The organism is Streptomyces sp. NPDC006739 (assembly GCF_042869815.1).
Classification (GTDB): domain Bacteria; phylum Actinomycetota; class Actinomycetes; order Streptomycetales; family Streptomycetaceae; genus Streptomyces.
On sequence record NZ_JBIAGM010000008.1, the window covers coordinates 80,267 to 94,826 of the forward strand.

The 14,560-nt window shown below is 73.3% G+C and carries 14 protein-coding genes; 8 read left to right on the forward strand and 6 right to left on the reverse strand.

The window, feature by feature from the left end:
• Positions 1 to 146: 146 nt before the first annotated feature.
• Positions 147 to 1,463 carry an SWF or SNF family helicase gene (locus ACFYMM_RS18085; RefSeq protein ID WP_388387493.1) on the reverse strand — a complete coding sequence of 439 codons (1,317 nt, stop codon included), beginning with the start codon at positions 1,461 to 1,463 and terminating at the stop codon, positions 147 to 149.
• A complete protein-coding gene (locus ACFYMM_RS18090) occupies positions 1,460 to 4,345 on the reverse strand; it encodes a DEAD/DEAH box helicase (RefSeq protein ID WP_388387494.1) in 2,886 nt (961 codons plus the stop codon). Before ACFYMM_RS18090 ends, ACFYMM_RS18085 begins: the two co-directional genes overlap by 4 nt.
• A gap of 284 nt (positions 4,346 to 4,629) precedes the next feature.
• Between ACFYMM_RS18090 and ACFYMM_RS18095 the strand changes: the two genes are divergently transcribed.
• Positions 4,630 to 4,812, forward strand: a complete 183-nt coding sequence (locus tag ACFYMM_RS18095) for a hypothetical protein (protein WP_388387496.1) — start codon at positions 4,630 to 4,632, stop codon at positions 4,810 to 4,812.
• Positions 4,813 to 4,890: 78 nt separating this feature from the next.
• On the opposite strand, the gene ACFYMM_RS18100 is transcribed toward ACFYMM_RS18095, so the two are convergent.
• Together ACFYMM_RS18100 and ACFYMM_RS18105 are read right to left on the reverse strand one after the other, a co-directional pair.
• Complete coding sequence (locus ACFYMM_RS18100) at positions 4,891 to 5,790, reverse strand: hypothetical protein (protein ID WP_388387498.1); 900 nt, start codon at positions 5,788 to 5,790, stop codon at positions 4,891 to 4,893.
• A 258-nt stretch (positions 5,791 to 6,048) separates the two neighbouring features.
• Positions 6,049 to 6,648, reverse strand: coding sequence for a class I SAM-dependent methyltransferase (locus tag ACFYMM_RS18105; protein WP_388387500.1), 600 nt, complete (start codon positions 6,646 to 6,648; stop codon positions 6,049 to 6,051).
• Between the two features lie 152 nt (positions 6,649 to 6,800).
• On the opposite strand from ACFYMM_RS18105, the gene ACFYMM_RS18110 reads away from it, so the two are divergent.
• Genes ACFYMM_RS18110 through ACFYMM_RS18130 form a run of 5 tightly spaced genes read left to right on the forward strand, consistent with a single transcriptional unit; the run spans position 6,801 to position 11,630 of the window.
• A complete protein-coding gene (locus tag ACFYMM_RS18110) occupies positions 6,801 to 7,577 on the forward strand; it encodes an MHYT domain-containing protein (RefSeq protein ID WP_388387502.1) in 777 nt (258 codons plus the stop codon).
• Positions 7,578 to 7,627: 50 nt separating this feature from the next.
• Positions 7,628 to 10,147: a nitrate- and nitrite sensing domain-containing protein gene (locus tag ACFYMM_RS18115; protein WP_388387504.1), complete on the forward strand. Its 2,520-nt coding sequence runs from the start codon at positions 7,628 to 7,630 to the stop codon at positions 10,145 to 10,147.
• A complete protein-coding gene (locus ACFYMM_RS18120) occupies positions 10,144 to 10,581 on the forward strand; it encodes a roadblock/LC7 domain-containing protein (RefSeq protein WP_388387505.1) in 438 nt (145 codons plus the stop codon). Before ACFYMM_RS18115 ends, ACFYMM_RS18120 begins: the two co-directional genes overlap by 4 nt.
• 17 nt (positions 10,582 to 10,598) lie before the next feature.
• Positions 10,599 to 11,012 (forward strand): DUF742 domain-containing protein, encoded by a 414-nt coding sequence (locus tag ACFYMM_RS18125; RefSeq protein ID WP_388387507.1) that lies wholly within the window; start codon positions 10,599 to 10,601, stop codon positions 11,010 to 11,012.
• Between the two features lie 15 nt (positions 11,013 to 11,027).
• Complete coding sequence (locus ACFYMM_RS18130; protein WP_388387510.1) at positions 11,028 to 11,630, forward strand: ATP/GTP-binding protein; 603 nt, start codon at positions 11,028 to 11,030, stop codon at positions 11,628 to 11,630.
• Between the two features lie 10 nt (positions 11,631 to 11,640).
• On the opposite strand, the gene ACFYMM_RS18135 is transcribed toward ACFYMM_RS18130, so the two are convergent.
• Positions 11,641 to 12,069, reverse strand: a complete 429-nt coding sequence (locus ACFYMM_RS18135) for a PPOX class F420-dependent oxidoreductase (protein WP_388387513.1) — start codon at positions 12,067 to 12,069, stop codon at positions 11,641 to 11,643.
• A 92-nt stretch (positions 12,070 to 12,161) separates the two neighbouring features.
• On the opposite strand from ACFYMM_RS18135, the gene ACFYMM_RS18140 reads away from it, so the two are divergent.
• Entirely contained in the window at positions 12,162 to 12,575 is a 414-nt protein-coding gene (locus ACFYMM_RS18140; protein ID WP_388387515.1) for a roadblock/LC7 domain-containing protein, read from the forward strand.
• A gap of 126 nt (positions 12,576 to 12,701) precedes the next feature.
• On the forward strand, positions 12,702 to 13,658 hold the full coding sequence (locus tag ACFYMM_RS18145; protein ID WP_388387517.1) for a DUF6397 family protein: 957 nt from the start codon (positions 12,702 to 12,704) through the stop codon (positions 13,656 to 13,658).
• Between the two features lie 20 nt (positions 13,659 to 13,678).
• Here ACFYMM_RS18145 and ACFYMM_RS18150 read toward each other — a convergent pair whose 3' ends face one another.
• Positions 13,679 to 14,548 (reverse strand): acyl-CoA thioesterase, encoded by an 870-nt coding sequence (locus ACFYMM_RS18150; RefSeq protein ID WP_388387519.1) that lies wholly within the window; start codon positions 14,546 to 14,548, stop codon positions 13,679 to 13,681.
• Positions 14,549 to 14,560: the final 12 nt, after the last annotated feature.

Sequence of the window (14,560 nt, forward strand, 5' to 3'; positions counted from 1 at the left end):
ACGCGCGCGTGGGTGCCGCGCGAGGGACGGACGGCCCCCTCGTGCGGCACGCGTCGGCCACGGAAGCCCACGGTGGCGCCCGAGGGCGGCTGCCGTTCCGGTCGAGGCCGCCCGCGCCGTCGCCGTTTTCCGTCCGCCCCGGTCCGTCAGGAACTCTCCGAGCCGGGTCGCGCCGACTCCAGTGCCGTCGCCGGATCGCGGTCCGCGTCTCCCGCCGGAACCCAGCGGCTACCCTCGTCGCGGTACGGCCACCAACGGCCGTCCCGCCCGAGGCGCAGCTGAACCGGTTCGTCCACCACGGTCCAGCGGTTGCCGCTCGACCGGAACGACGGCCGCTCGTCCTCGTCCCACGCCGCTGCCAGGGACGCACGCGCGCGTGCGAGCGCCGCACCCTCCACCCGCCACTCGCCGTCGAGCACGGACAGAGCCTCCGTACCACCCGTACGCCAGGCCCGGACGGCCACCGCCAGCCCCTCCCGCCCCCGCCCCGACCCCTCGGCGAGCCGATCGGTGACAGTGCCGGGAGGTGCCCCGTCGGCAAGGCGTACGGCGTCCTCGCCGACCGTCAACTCCCGCAGCGGCAGCACGCCTTCCCCGCCAGGCCGGAGTGCCCGGGCGAGCAGCCGGTGCGCCTCCGCGGCCGTTCGCGCGGCCAGGTGTGCCAAGGCCTTCGGATCGATCCCGGGAGCGGGCTCGGTCTCGGCGGCCAGGGACGGCGGCGGTCCCGGAGCGGCTGGAAGGCCGGGCGGTTCGGGCAGCGGAGGCGTGATGCCCGCTGCCGCCCAGGCTTGCGCCGCGTCCACTCCCGCCGCGCCCACCGCCTCCTGTCCCTCCTGCGTATCCACTCCCTCCACCGTGTCCGGCGTCCGCGGTGGGGTGGTGCCGCGCAGGTCCAGCTCGGCGAGGAAGGCGCCTCTGCCCCGGCCGCGCATCAGCAGCAGGACGAACGGATCCTCGTCCAGCAGGCGCGCCACCTGGTGACAGAGGGCCGCCGTGTGCCCGCAGTGGTCCCAGGTGCCGCAGTCGCACTCCGGTTCCAGGTCGCCGAGGCCCGGCAGGAGGCCGATGCCGGCCGCCGCCGCGTCCTCGACCAAGTGCGGGGGCAGTTCTCGGTCGAGCAGCGCCGCCAGGTGCCCGGCCCGCTCCAGAGCGAAGTCCAGAAAACGGACCCACTGGTCCTGGGACAGCTCCGGCACCAGGACGTCGGCCCGGTGCTGGGCGCCTCCCGGGTCACGGACGACCGCCGTGACCCGTCCCGGGCGCACCGTCACCGCTCCCACCGCGCCCGCGCGCGCCAGCTTGCGGCCCGCCTTCACCGGCGTGGTGTCGAGCGCCCCTTCCTCCAGTGCCCGCAGCCAGGACCGGCCCCACCAGGTCCGCGCGAAACCCTGCCCGCGCGCGGGCGGCGACGCGTCGAAGGTGCGCTCCGGGCCTCGGTCGTGCCGGGGGTCGTATCCGCTCATCGCGCCTCCCCGCGCAGTTCCACCAGTTCGGCCAGCTCCGCGTCCGTCAGCTCCGTCAGCGCGGCCGCGCCGCCGCCCAGCACCGCGTCGGCGAGGGCCCGCTTGCGGCTCAGTACCCGCGCGACACGTTCCTCGACGGTTCCCTCGGTGATCAGCCGGTGCACCTGAACGGGCCGCGTCTGTCCGATGCGGTGGGCGCGATCGGTGGCCTGTGCCTCGACGGCGGGATTCCACCAGCGGTCGTAGTGCACGACGTGCTCGGCCCGGGTGAGGTTCAGGCCGGTTCCGGCGGCCTTCAACGACAACAGGAAGACGGGCACTTCGCCGTCCTGGAACCGGCGCACCAGTGCCTCTCGCTCGTCGACCGGCGTCCCGCCGTGCAGGACCCGCGAGGACACCCCACGGGCCGTCAGATGGCGTTCCAGGAGGCGGGCCATCCGCACGTACTGGGTGAACACCAGTACGGCCGCCCCCTCCGGGAGGATCGTGTCGAGCAGTTCGTCCAGCAGTTCCAGCTTTCCCGAACGTCCCGCGATCCTCGGATCCTCCTCCTTGAGGAACTGCGCCGGATGGTTGCAGATCTGCTTCAGACCGGTCAGCAGCTTCATGACCAGGCCCCGGCGGGCCATGTCGTCGGCCACCGCGATGCGCTCCAGCGTCTCGCGCACCACGGCCTCGTACAGTCCGGCCTGTTCCCGGGTCAGCTGGACGGCGTGGTCGGTCTCGGTCTTCGGGGGCAGCTCCGGCGCGACTCCGGGGTCGGACTTGCGGCGGCGCAGCAGGAAAGGCCGGACGAGACGGTTGAGCCGCTCGGCGGAGGCAGGGTCCCCGCCTGCCTCCACGGGCCGCGCGTACCGCGCGCGGAAGGCGCCGAGACGCCCCAGCAGGCCCGGAGTCGTCCAGTCCAGGATCGCCCAGAGCTCCGACAGGTTGTTCTCCACCGGGGTACCGGTGAGCGCCACGCGCGCGTGTGCGCCGAGGCAACGCAGCGCACGCGCGGTCGCCGAGTACGGGTTCTTCACATGCTGGGCCTCGTCGGCGACGGCCAGGCCCCAGGGCACCTCCGCGAGCCGCCCGGCGTCCAGCCGCAGCGTCCCGTAGGTCGTCAGGACGAACGCGTCCTCGGCCAGGGCGTCCAGGGCACGCCCGGCACCGTGGAACCGGCGCACCGGCACGCCCGGGGCGAACTTCTCGATCTCGCGCTGCCAGTTGCCGAGCAGCGACGCCGGGCAGACCACCAGCGTCGGCCCGGCGGCCGAGGCGTCCGCCTGCCGGTGCAGATGCAGCGCGATCAGCGTGACCGTCTTGCCCAGCCCCATGTCATCGGCCAGACAGCAGCCCAGGCCCAGGGCGGTCGTGCGGGCCAGCCAGTCCAGACCGCGCAACTGGTAGTCGCGCAGTGTGGCGGCGAGGGCGGCCGGCTGTCCGACCGGCTCTCCCGTCATCGGGCCCGCCAACCGCTCCAGCAGCCCCGCCAGCCATCCCGTGGGCCGTACGTCGACTCGGTGCCCGTCGACCTCGGCCGAGCCCGCCAGGGCGGCGCCCAGCGCCTCGACCGGGGTGACGGTCCTGTCCTGCCGGGCGCTGGTGCGGGCGCGGTGCGCGTCCTGCGGGCCGATCAGCACCCACCGGTCGCGCAGCCGGACGAGCGGGCGCTTGGCCTCCGCGAGCCGGTCGAGTTCGTCGCGGGACAACTCCTGTCCGTCGAGCGAGAAGCACCAGCCGAAGGTGAGCAGGGCGTCCGCCGACAGAACCGGCCGGGACGCCGAAGCACCCGCCTTCGCCGCTGCCCAGTCGTCCGCCGTCCCGTCGTCCGGTGGGCCGACGACCGCGTGCGCGGTCAGCCCGCGTGACAGTTCCTTCGGCCAGTGCACGTCGACACCCGCTCCTGCCAGCGCCCGCGTGCCCTCGCCCAGCAGTTCGGCGGCCTCCTCGTCGGCGAGGCCGACGGCGTCCGGCACATCCGTCGCGAGCAGCGCCGCCAACGGTGGCCAGGCGCGGACCGCGCGGCGCAGAGCAAGCAGGACGTCCCTGCGCGCGCGGGGGCCGAAGGCCTCGCCCGCAGGCCCCGTGCCCGCCCACACGTCGGCGGCGTCGGCGACCACCCCGGACCCGCTCGCGCCCTGGACCTGGAGCACGGCACGGAACCGCTCAGGAGCGTCGTCGCGCACGTCGTCGCCGAGACCGGACACCTCGACGCGCAGCGACAGCCGTACCCCCGTGTCCTGGCCCGCGGCGAGGTCGTCGGCCCAGGCCCGCTGGGCCGGCAGGTGCTGTGGCTCCGGCGCCGCGTATGCCGGGCCGTCCGTCACCAGGGGGGCGGCAGCGGAGCGCGGGAGGGTGTCGGCGACCGCGTCCAGGAAGGCGCGCAGCAGTCGCTCCGGATCCGGGAGCCGGGGCGCTCCGGTGTCGGCCAGGGGCACCGCGTGGGCCTGCGGCGGCATGGCGGCGGCGAGTTCGCGGACCAGGTGCGCATCCGCGGCGGACAGCGGTCCCACGCGCCAGGCGTCGTGATCGCCCTGGGACAGGCCGGGCAGCAGCAGGCCGCGGGCGAGGAGGTGCAGGGCCAACGCGCCGGCCGTGCCCCAGAAGGCGGTCGCCGGGTCCGCGCCAGGGCTCACGCGCGCGTGCAGGAGCAGGGGCAGCGCGGCGCGCACCGGCAGCAGCAGCGCGGGCACTCGCACCCGCTCGACGCCGTTCCCGCTGGGCAGCACGACGCTCAGGTCCGCCGTACGACCGGGTGCGAGCACGGGTGGTAACTCGCCGTCCGGTCGCCAGAAGGCCACCCGGCCGGCCCGGGCGGGGCCCGACGGCTCGAACACGGCGCAGGAGCGGAGCAGTTCGGTCGTCTCGGAGGCTGGTGCCGTGGGAATCGTCTGCACAGCTCGACGCACTCCTCAAATTTGACTACTGGTTCGGAGTCGCCGAGGGTACAGCACCTCGACGACCCGCCCGGAATGGCTACGCTGTGACCCGGGCCACTTCACGAAGTGTTCGACGCGTCTTGTTCGACGCATCTCGTTCGACGGGCGCCGAAGGCGCCGCCCGTGGCGACCACTAGGGGTCGCTTCTCAGGGGGGTCTCGGGGTCGCGGACCGGAACCGCGGGGAGCACGGGGCCGTTCTCAGATCAGAGAGCGGCAATGGCCGCGAAGGAGGCGACGCTCATGTCGAAGAACGCGAAGATCGCCGCAGGAGGTGTGGCGGTCGGGCTGATCCTGCTGATATGGCTGCCCTGGTGGGTGACGTTCTTGATCGTGCTGGGGATCCCGGTGGCCGCGTACCTCACGCTGGACCCCTCGCAGCGGCGTCGGCTGCGCCGGGTCGCCCGCAAGGAGATCGGCCGCTGAGCGACCGCGGCGCGGCGTGCGGAGCCGTACGGTGGGGCCGGGTCGTCGCCGTCTGCGGGCGGTGGCGGCCCGGCCCCCTCAGGACGGCCGTACGGCCATCTTGTCGAGTGCCTCCAGGAGGCCGGGAAGCTCGGGGCCCCGGCCCACCGGCAGGACCTCGCCGGGTTCGTCGTCGAGCAGGACGAACGCGATGTCGTCGGTGCGCGCCACCATCGACCAGCCGGGTCCGTCCGCGCGCAGCGTCCGTGCCTCGCCCGGGGCGAACGACGAGCGGACCCGGCCGAGCGGAGGCGGCGTGTCGACGTAGGTGCGAGCCTCCGCCAGTACCCGCCGGATACCGGGGTGGCCCTTCGGCGCGTTCTCCTCGGAGCCGTTGGCGGAGCCGGTGGCGGAGGCGTCCGCGGGGGTGCCCGGGGAGCCGTCCGCGCCGTCCCGCGGGGTCTGCGCCGCCTTGGGGGAGTCGTCCGGTGCCGGGAAGTCCGAGTCGTCGATCTGGCCGCGCCACACGGCCCACTGCAGCGCGATCTCGTCGGCGCCCAGACGCCGCTGGGCCGGGCCCCAGGAACTGGTGTCGGGCGGGCTCAGCGGGGGACGGTCCGCGACATCGGGGCCGGGGTCGTGCGGCGCGGGTATGCCCGGAGCCGCGACGGCGACGGCGAGGGGCCAGCCGGGCAGGGCGGCGACGACCGTGCGCTCGTCCGGTGAAAGGTCGTACTCCATGCCGCAGTCCCAGGACGCGATCGCGACGGCGACCAGCGACACGTCGTCGATGACGACCGTCCAGCGCGCGCCGTCGCCGTCCTGGCCGAGCACCAGGCCGTACCCGTCGGCACGCGGCGCGAGTGCGAGCGCCGCGCACGCCTCCGGATAGTCGTCGCCCAGCACGCTCGGAAACTGCGCCGGCGTCAGCAGTATCGCCGTGAGCACGTACAGCGCATCGTCCGCGGTGGCGACGGCCTCCTCTTCCGTCTCGGCCATCCCAGCCTCCCCATCGGTTCGTCCAACGGCGCGCACCCTAGTGCGAACGGAAGGCGCTTGTCACGGCACCCCATACAGGCGGAGCTGCAGTTTTCCACCTGTTCGGGGGCGAAACGGCCCAGGACGCAGACCCGGCCCGGCGTATCGCGGCCGAAGGCGGTTCGCCGGCGCCGTACGACGGTGGCCCGGGGGACACCCGGGCCACCCGGGGCACATGGGCGCCGACGTTTCGAACACGTTGTGTGCGGAGTGTGGTCCTCATTCCTCGCGGACGGCCAGCGCGAGGAAGCGGGCGTCCTCGTCGACGTACGACGTCATGCGCCATCCCGAACGGGCCAGGAGCGGGCCGAGGTTGGCCTCCGCGCGCAGGTCGTCCGGGGTGATCCGGCGGCCCTGGCGTGCCGCGAGCGCAGCCCGGCCGATGGGGTGGAACAGCGCCAGCGTGCCGCCCGGCCGCACCACGCGCGCCAACTCCCGCAGGTTCTCCACCGGGTGCGGCAGATGCGCGACCAGACCCGCCGCGAAGACGGCGTCGAAGGTGCCCGACCTGAGCGGGAGTGCCCCCACGTCGGCGAGCAGCAGCGTCCCCTCGCGGTCCCGCCCGGCCCGCACGGCGGCCCGCAGCATCGCCGGGGTCAGGTCGAGCCCTACGAGCACGCCAGTGGGCCCCACGGCGGCGCGCAGCGGCGGCAGGGCGCGCCCCGTGCCGCAGCCCGCGTCGAGCACCCGGTCGCCCGCGCGCAGCCCCAGGCCGGCCGCCGCGGCCGCGTAGGCGGGACCGTCGTCGGGAAACCTGCTGTCCCAGTCGGCCGCCCGCGCGGTGAAGAATTCCTGGACATGCGTGTGGTCATCGGTCATGTGCGGCATGATCCCTCACCGGCACGGATGACCCTCCTGTGCACACGTTCGAAAGTGAGGCGATCGTTCCGGCACATCTCTGCGTCATATTGCGGCACCTTTCGAAATGCGCGCCCTTTGTGCGCCCGTGCCCCCGCTAGCGTCCCGGGGCCATGGGACACCTGCACCACGCCACCTTCGGCTGGCTGACCCCCGTACTGTCGTACGTGATGGCCTGCATAGGCGCCGCCCTCGGGCTGCGCTGCACCGTCCGCGCCCTCGGCACCACCGGCCGCTCGCGCCGCAACTGGCTCGTCACCGCCGCCACCGCGATCGGCACCGGCATCTGGACCATGCACTTCGTGGCGATGCTCGGCTTCGGCGTCAGCGGCACCGACATCCGCTACGACGTGCCGCTGACCATCCTCAGCCTCGTCGTCGCCATGGCCGTCGTCTGCGCCGGCGTCTTCGCCGTCGGCTACAGCCGGGACCGCAACCGCGCGCTCCTCCTCGGCGGCCTCACCACCGGACTGGGCGTCGCCAGCATGCACTACCTGGGCATGGCGGCGGTCCGGCTGCACGGGCACGTGAGCTACGACCCGGTACTCGTCGGACTGTCCGTCCTGATCGCCGTGCTCGCGGCGACCGCGGCCCTGTGGGCTGGCCTCAACATCAAGTCCCCCGTCGCGGTCACCCTCGCATCCCTCGTCATGGGGGCGGCCGTCAGCAGCATGCACTACACCGCGATGTTCGCGGTGAGCGTGCACGTCACCCCCTCCGGCCAGGCGCTGCCCGGGGCCACGGCGATGCAGTTCATCTTCCCCCTCGCCGTGGGCCTCGGGTCCTACCTGTTCCTCACCTCGGCGTTCGTCGCGCTCTCGCCGACGGCCGGGGAGCGCCGGGCGTCCGCCTCGGCCCAGCGGTCCGTCGAGAGTGCCGCCCGTTCGTGAAAGCCCGGCCGGGCGAAGCGCGCCCCGACCCACTCCCGAGCGAGGAGGCCATGCGTACACCTCGTAGGAACCCCGTCACCGGCACGGAGACACCGCCCTCGCGGCCGCCGCGCGGCCGCCGCGCGCACGCCGGGCCACCAGCCGACGAAGGCGCCACCGAAACCGTCGGCGCCCTGCCGGACGACGCGCCCCCGCGCGCGGGACGCCGGCGGATCCGTCCCCGGACCGTGCGGGCGAAGGTCATCTGTCTGCTGATGGTCCCTGTCGTCTCCCTGCTCGCCCTGTGGGCGTACGCCACCGTCAGCACCGCCCAGGACGTCGCCAGGCTGCGCCAGTCGCAGCGCGTCGACGCCGAGCTGCGCACACCGGTGGCCGCGGCGGTCGCCGCGCTGCAGACCGAGCGCGCCGCCGCCGTGCGCTACGCGAGCGACCCGCGCGCCGTGGACAGCGGCGACCTCAGGAACCTGGCGACCCGCACCGACCTGGCCGTCGCCAGGCTGCGGCTCGGCGACGGCCACACCGTGGCCGACAGCGAGGAACTGCCCGCGGACGTCGCGGAGCGCCTGACGTCCTTCGTCACCGCGGCCGCACACCTGAGCACCCTGCGCACGGCCCTTTTCGACCATCGGGCCGGCTGGAACAAGGCGTACGGGCAGTACACGGCCACCATCGCGTCGGCCTTCGCGGTGGACGGCGCCCTCACCGGCATCCAGCGGGCCGACGTCGGCTCCGACGCCCGCGTGCTCCTGGAGTTCAATCGCGCCCAGGAAGCCCTCTCCCAGGAGGACACCGTGCTGGGCGGTGCACGGCTCTCCGGCGGCCTCCAGGGCGAGCGCCTGCGGCTGTTCACCGGAGCCGTCGCCACCCGTCGGGCCCTCACCGAGTCGGCCGTCACCGACCTGCCCCAAGCCCAGCGCGCCGCCTGGCACGACCTGACCGGCACCGGCACCTACACCCTCCTCACCACCGCCGAGGACAAGGCCCTCGCCAGCCCGCCCGGCGCCCGGGCGGTCGACGCGGCGGCCCCGGAGGCCACCTGGAACGCCGCCCACGCGCGCGTAACTGACGGGATGCGCGGCATCGCGACCGACACCGGGCAGGCCGTCGCGGGCCGCGCCGACCCGTTCGCGCGGGGGCTCCTCACCCCGGCGGGCGCCGCCGTCCTCCTCGGCCTCGCCGCCGTCGCCGCCTCGCTCGTCATCTCCGTACGCATCGGACGCGCCCTCGTCGTCGAGTTGGTGAGCCTGCGCAACACCGCCCTGGAGATCGCCCGCCGCGAACTGCCCGAGGCGATGCGCAGACTGCGGGCGGGGGAGGAGATCGACATCCAGGCCGAGGCACCGGCCGGACCGCCCGCCGAGGACGAGACCGGACAGGTCGCCGAGGCCCTCGGCACCGTCCACCGCGCCGCCCTGAGCGCCGCCGTGGAGCGCGCCGAACTCGCCAGCGGCATCTCCGGTGTCTTCGTCAATCTCGCCCGCCGCAGCCAGATCCTGGTCCACCGCCAGCTGAGCCTCCTGGACAGCATGGAACGCCGCTCGGAGGACCCGGGCGAGCTGAGCGACCTCTTCCGGCTCGACCACCTCACCACCCGTATGCGGCGCCACGCCGAGAGCCTCATCATCCTCTCCGGAGCCGCACCCGGCCGGGCCTGGCGCATGCCGGTGTCCCTGACGAACGTCGTACGTGCCGCCGTCTCCGAGATCGAGGACTACGCGCGCGTGGAGGTACGCCAGCTACCGGAGGCAGGCGTCATCGGCGCGGCCGTCGCCGACCTCACCCACCTGCTCGCCGAGATCGTCGAGAACGCCGCGCAGTTCTCACCACCCCACACGCGCGTGCGGGTCACCGGCGAACCCGTGGGCAACGGCTACGTCCTCGAAGTCGAGGACCGCGGCCTCGGCATGGGCGCCGAGACCCTCGCGGAGGCCAACCGGCGCATCGAACAGTCCGAGGCGCTCGACCTATTCGACAGTGACCGCCTCGGGCTCTTCGTGGTCAGCAGGCTCGCCGCACGGCACGGAATCAAGGTGCACCTGCGCACCTCCCCCTACGGAGGCACCACCGCCGTGGTGCTGCTGCCCACCACGCTGCTGCACACCAAGCCGTCCGACGGCGCCCACCGGCCGGCGACGGATGCCGAACCCGTACCGCGACGCGACCACGCGCGCGTGCCCGACGAACCAGCGCGCCAGGAGGCCGTCGCCGCACCGGCCGACCGTCCGGCCCTCGTCACCGCCCCGGCGTCCCCGGGCCCCGCGAACGACACCCCACCTCCCGGAGTGACCACCTTGAGGCTGCACCGTCCAGCGGACGACCCGGAGTCCTCCGAAGATCTTCCCCGCCGCGTCCGCCAGGCCAGCCTCGCCCCCCAGCTCCGCCGCCGGCGCCCCGAGGAACCGGCCCGGTCACCGGCTCCCGGCGGCGACGAGCGGCGCACCCCCGAACTCGTACGGGACCGTATGGCGGCCTACCGGGACGGCTGGACACGCGGCGGCGGCAGACAGCCCGGCCGCGCCGCCCCGGAACCCGAAACGGGCAGCGACAGCAGAGAAGGAGACACCACATGATCCAGGATGCGAACACGGGGGCAGCCCAGCGATCCGGCGAACTGGACTGGCTCCTGGACGATCTGGTGCTGCGGGTGACCGAGGTGCGGCACGCCGTGGTGCTGTCCAACGACGGCCTCGCCGTGGGCGCCTCGACCGGCCTCGCCCGCGAGGACGCCGAACACCTCGCCGCCGTCGCCTCCGGGTTCAACAGCCTGGCCAAGGGGGCGGGACGGCACTTCGGAGCAGGCGGCGTACGCCAGACCATGGTGGAGATGGACGAGGCCTTCCTGTTCGTGGCCGCCGCCGGGGACGGCTCCTGCCTCGCGGTGCTCACCGCCGTGACCGCCGACATCGGGCTGGTCGCCTACGAGATGGCACGGCTGGTCAAGCGCGTCGGCGAGCACCTCTACACGGCACCGCGCGTCGCCGCCCGGCCGCCCGCCGCCGGATGAACCGAAGGGCGCCACCCATGAGAGAAGACACGACGGACGCCCCGCGCGAGCAGGGCAGCCAGTGGTACGACGGCGAGGCCGGCCCCCTGGTACGGCCGTACGCCATGACCGGCGGACGCACCAGGCCGGGCCCCACCGGCGTACGGTTCGACCTGATCGCGCTCGTCACGCTGGACCCCGGGGCAGCGGCGGTCGACGACGACACGGCACTGGGCCCGGAACACCGGGCGCTGATCGACCTGTGCCGCACGGAAACGCAGTCCGTCGCCGAACTCGCCGCGGGCGCCGACCTGCCCGTCGGAGTGGTGAGGGTGCTCCTCGGCGACCTCCTGGAACTCGGCCGCGTCACCGTCAGCCGTCCGGTGCCACCGGCGCAGCTTCCCGACGAACGGATTCTGCGCGAAGTCATCGAAGGGTTGAGGGCACTGTAGATGAAGGGTGACGAGATGAAGCCTCACGAGGAAGACGCCGCCGGCGACATGTCCGCCCTGGCGCTGAAGATCCTGGTCGCCGGCGGATTCGGCGTCGGCAAGACGACCCTGGTCGGGGCCGTCAGCGAGATCCGCCCGCTGCGCACCGAGGAACTGCTCAGCGAAGCGGGACAGTTGGTGGACGACACCGACGGCGTGGACCAGAAGGTCACCACGACCGTCGCCATGGACTTCGGACGCATCACCATCCGCTCCGGGCTCTCCCTGTACCTCTTCGGCACCCCGGGACAGGACCGCTTCTGGTTCCTGTGGGACGAACTGTCCCAGGGCGCCCTCGGCGCCGTGGTCCTCGCGGACACCCGGCGCCTTGAGGACTGCTTCCCGGCGGTCGACTACTTCGAGCACCGCCGCATCCCGTTCGTCGTCGCCGTCAACTGCTTCGCCGGGGCCCGCGCGTACGGCGCACACGACGTCTGCCGCGCCCTCGACCTCGACCAGGGGACACCGGTCGTGCTGTGCGACGCCCGCGACCGTGACTCCGGCAAGGAGGTACTGATCCGCCTCGTGGAGTACGCCGGACGCATGCACACCGCCCGGCTCCTCGACTCCGTCGGCTGACCCGCGCCCCTCAGCCGGCCAGCGCCCTCACCGCCACCACCTTGTCGACGGGCACCCGCACCAGGAGCTCACCCGGAACGCCGTTGCGGGCACCGAACTCCTCGGCGCGTTCCTCACCCATGTAACGCGCCGCGATACGGGTGGCCCACAGCCGCACCTCGTCGAGATCCTCCGACAGACGCGCCCGGCCGTTCAGCACCACGAAGTCGAACGGCGGCCGGTCGTCGTCCACGCACAGCGCGATCCGGCCGTCACGGGCCAGATTGCGCCCCTTCACGGTCTCCTTGCCCGTGTTGAAGACCACGTCGTCCCCGTCCAGCAGGAACCAGATCGGTGCCACGTGGGGACTCCCGTCGGCCCGCACGGTGGACAGCTTCCCGGTGCGGGTACCGTGCGAGACGAACGCCCGCCATTCCTCGTCGGTCATCTTCTGTGCCATACGCCCATTTTCCTTGCCCGGACGGCGGACGTGGGGAAGGCTGGCGGACAGATCCTCCAGCCAGGGGGAGACATCACACGGGGAGACGGAAGATGGCGCAGAACCAGGGACTCGGGTGGCTCCTGGACGATCTGACCGAACGCGTGGACCACGTGCGGCACGCACTGGTCCTGTCGAACGACGGGCTGGTGACGGGAGCGAGCACGGGCCTTCGCCGCGAGGACGCGGAACACCTCGCCGCCGTCGCGTCCGGACTGCACAGCCTCGCCAAGGGTTCGGGACGCCACTTCGGCGCGGGCAGAGTGCGCCAGACGATGATCGAGTACGACGACGCGGTCCTGTTCGTCACGGCGGCCGGCACCGGCAGCTGCCTGTGCGTGCTGAGCGGGGCGGAGGCCGACATCGGCCAGATCGCCTACGAGATGACGCTGCTCGTCAACCGCGTCGGCGAGCACCTCGGCGTGGACGCCCGCCAACCCGAACGCACCCCCACCGTGGACCTCTGACCTGCGCATTCACTGTTCCTCGTGGAGTTATCCACAGGCTCGCCACGAAATCCGGGAGACCGGCTACGGTTTTTCCACGGCGAGCGCACACGGCGTGAGCCGCTGACTCCACGGGGGAGTACGACCATGACGAGCACTGTCTTCACCCAGTCCCGTCTCCTCACCTGCGCGCCCAGCCGCGCCGCCCGCGAACTCGAACTCAAGCGGGGCGAGTTCGATCTCGCCGTCCACCTCGGCCGGATCCGGACCGTGCCCGACGAGGGAGGAGGCGGAGGACGCCGGGTCGACCGCGCCGAGATCGACCGGCTGCGTGCGCGGGACGGCTTTCCCGAGGCGCTGCGGGAGAGCGTCAGGGCGGTGGGCACCGCGGAGGGCGCGACCCTCATGAACATGCCGGCCGGCAGGTTCACCCGGCTCGCACGCCTCGGCCTGCTGGTGCCCGTGAAGTTCTACCTCAACCGGTACCGGGCCGTGGTGTGGCTCTATCTCGCCGAGGACCTGAGTCAGTTCGCGGCCGACGAGAGGAACGCGGCCCTGCTCACGGGCCGGACGCCCGAGGAATTCCGCGACCGGCTGGCCAACGGTGTGGACCTGCGGGCCCGCAACTGGCGGGGACGGCACCTGGGCTTCCTGCTTCGCCAGTCCGAAGGGCCATGGGCGCGCGCCGGAGCCCTGGCCGCCTTCCTCAGCCCCGTCGAGGTCGCCGACGTGGTCCACGACCCGTACGAGCGGGCCCATCTGCACCGGTTCCGGCCCGGTCCGCCCGCCCATGGCGTGCCGGGATCGCCCTCCGCCCACCTGGCCGAACAGATCATGACGGCCGAGGCCCCGGACGAGATCGGCTGGCTGCGGAGCGACCTGGCCCGCGCGGTGGAGGAGGCCCGCGCGCACTCGCCCGCACCCCGCCCGGCCGCCCGCCACACCGCGCCGACAGCACACACCGCTCTCGCGCCGCCCGAGGCCCTGACCGCGTCCACGGCAGGCGCGCCTCGGCACGAGGTGCCGAACCCCTCCCGCGGACCGCTCTCCTGGCTGCGCCGCAGAAGCCCCCGGCCCGAGGAGACTGAAGCCACCGCGCCCTGAACGCATCGGCAGACCGCGGGTCAGCCCAGCTTGCGGAACAGGCCCTCCTGCACCACGGACACGATCAGTTGCCCTTCGAGGTTGTAGATGCGGCCCCGGGCCAGGCCCCGGCCGCCCACCGCGATCGGTGACTCCTGGTCGTACAGGAACCACTCGTCCGCACGGAACGGCCGGTGGAACCACATCGCGTGGTCCAGCGAGGCCATGTCGAAGTTCCTCGGGCCCCACAGTGGCTCGACCGGAATGCGGACGGCGTCCAGGAGGGTCATGTCGCTGGCGTAGGTCAGCGCGCAGGTGTGGACCAGCGGGTCGTCGCCGAGCGGGCCGACCGCGCGCATCCACACGGCGCTGCGCGGCTCGGCCCCCTCCACCTCCTCGGCGTTCCAGCGCAGCCGGTCGACATACCGGATGTCGAAGGGCTGGCGGCGCGCCATCCGCTCCAACTGCTCGGGCAAAGCGCCCAGATGACTGCGTATCTCCTCGGTGACCGTCGGCAGGGTCTCCGGGTCCGGTATCACCCGGGCCGGCGGCAGCTGGTGCTCGAACGGTCCTTCCTCGGGCTTGTGAAAGGAGGCGGTGAGATTGAAGATCGTGCGGCCCTGCTGCACGGCCGTGACCCGGCGTGTGGTGAACGACCGCCCGTCGCGGACCCGTTCCACCTGGTACACGATGGGCACGCCCGGCCGGCCCGGGCGCAGGAAGTACGCGTGCAGCGAGTGCACCGGGCGGTCGCCGTCCGTGGTGCGCCCGGCGGCGACCAGTGCCTGGCCCGCCACCTGGCCCCCGAAGACTCGTTGCAGGGACTCGTGCGGGCTCAGGCCGCGGAAGATGTTGACCTCGATCTGCTCCAGGTCGAGCAGGTCGACGAGTCTCTCGGCCGGGTTCGTCATGGGTGCGATTCT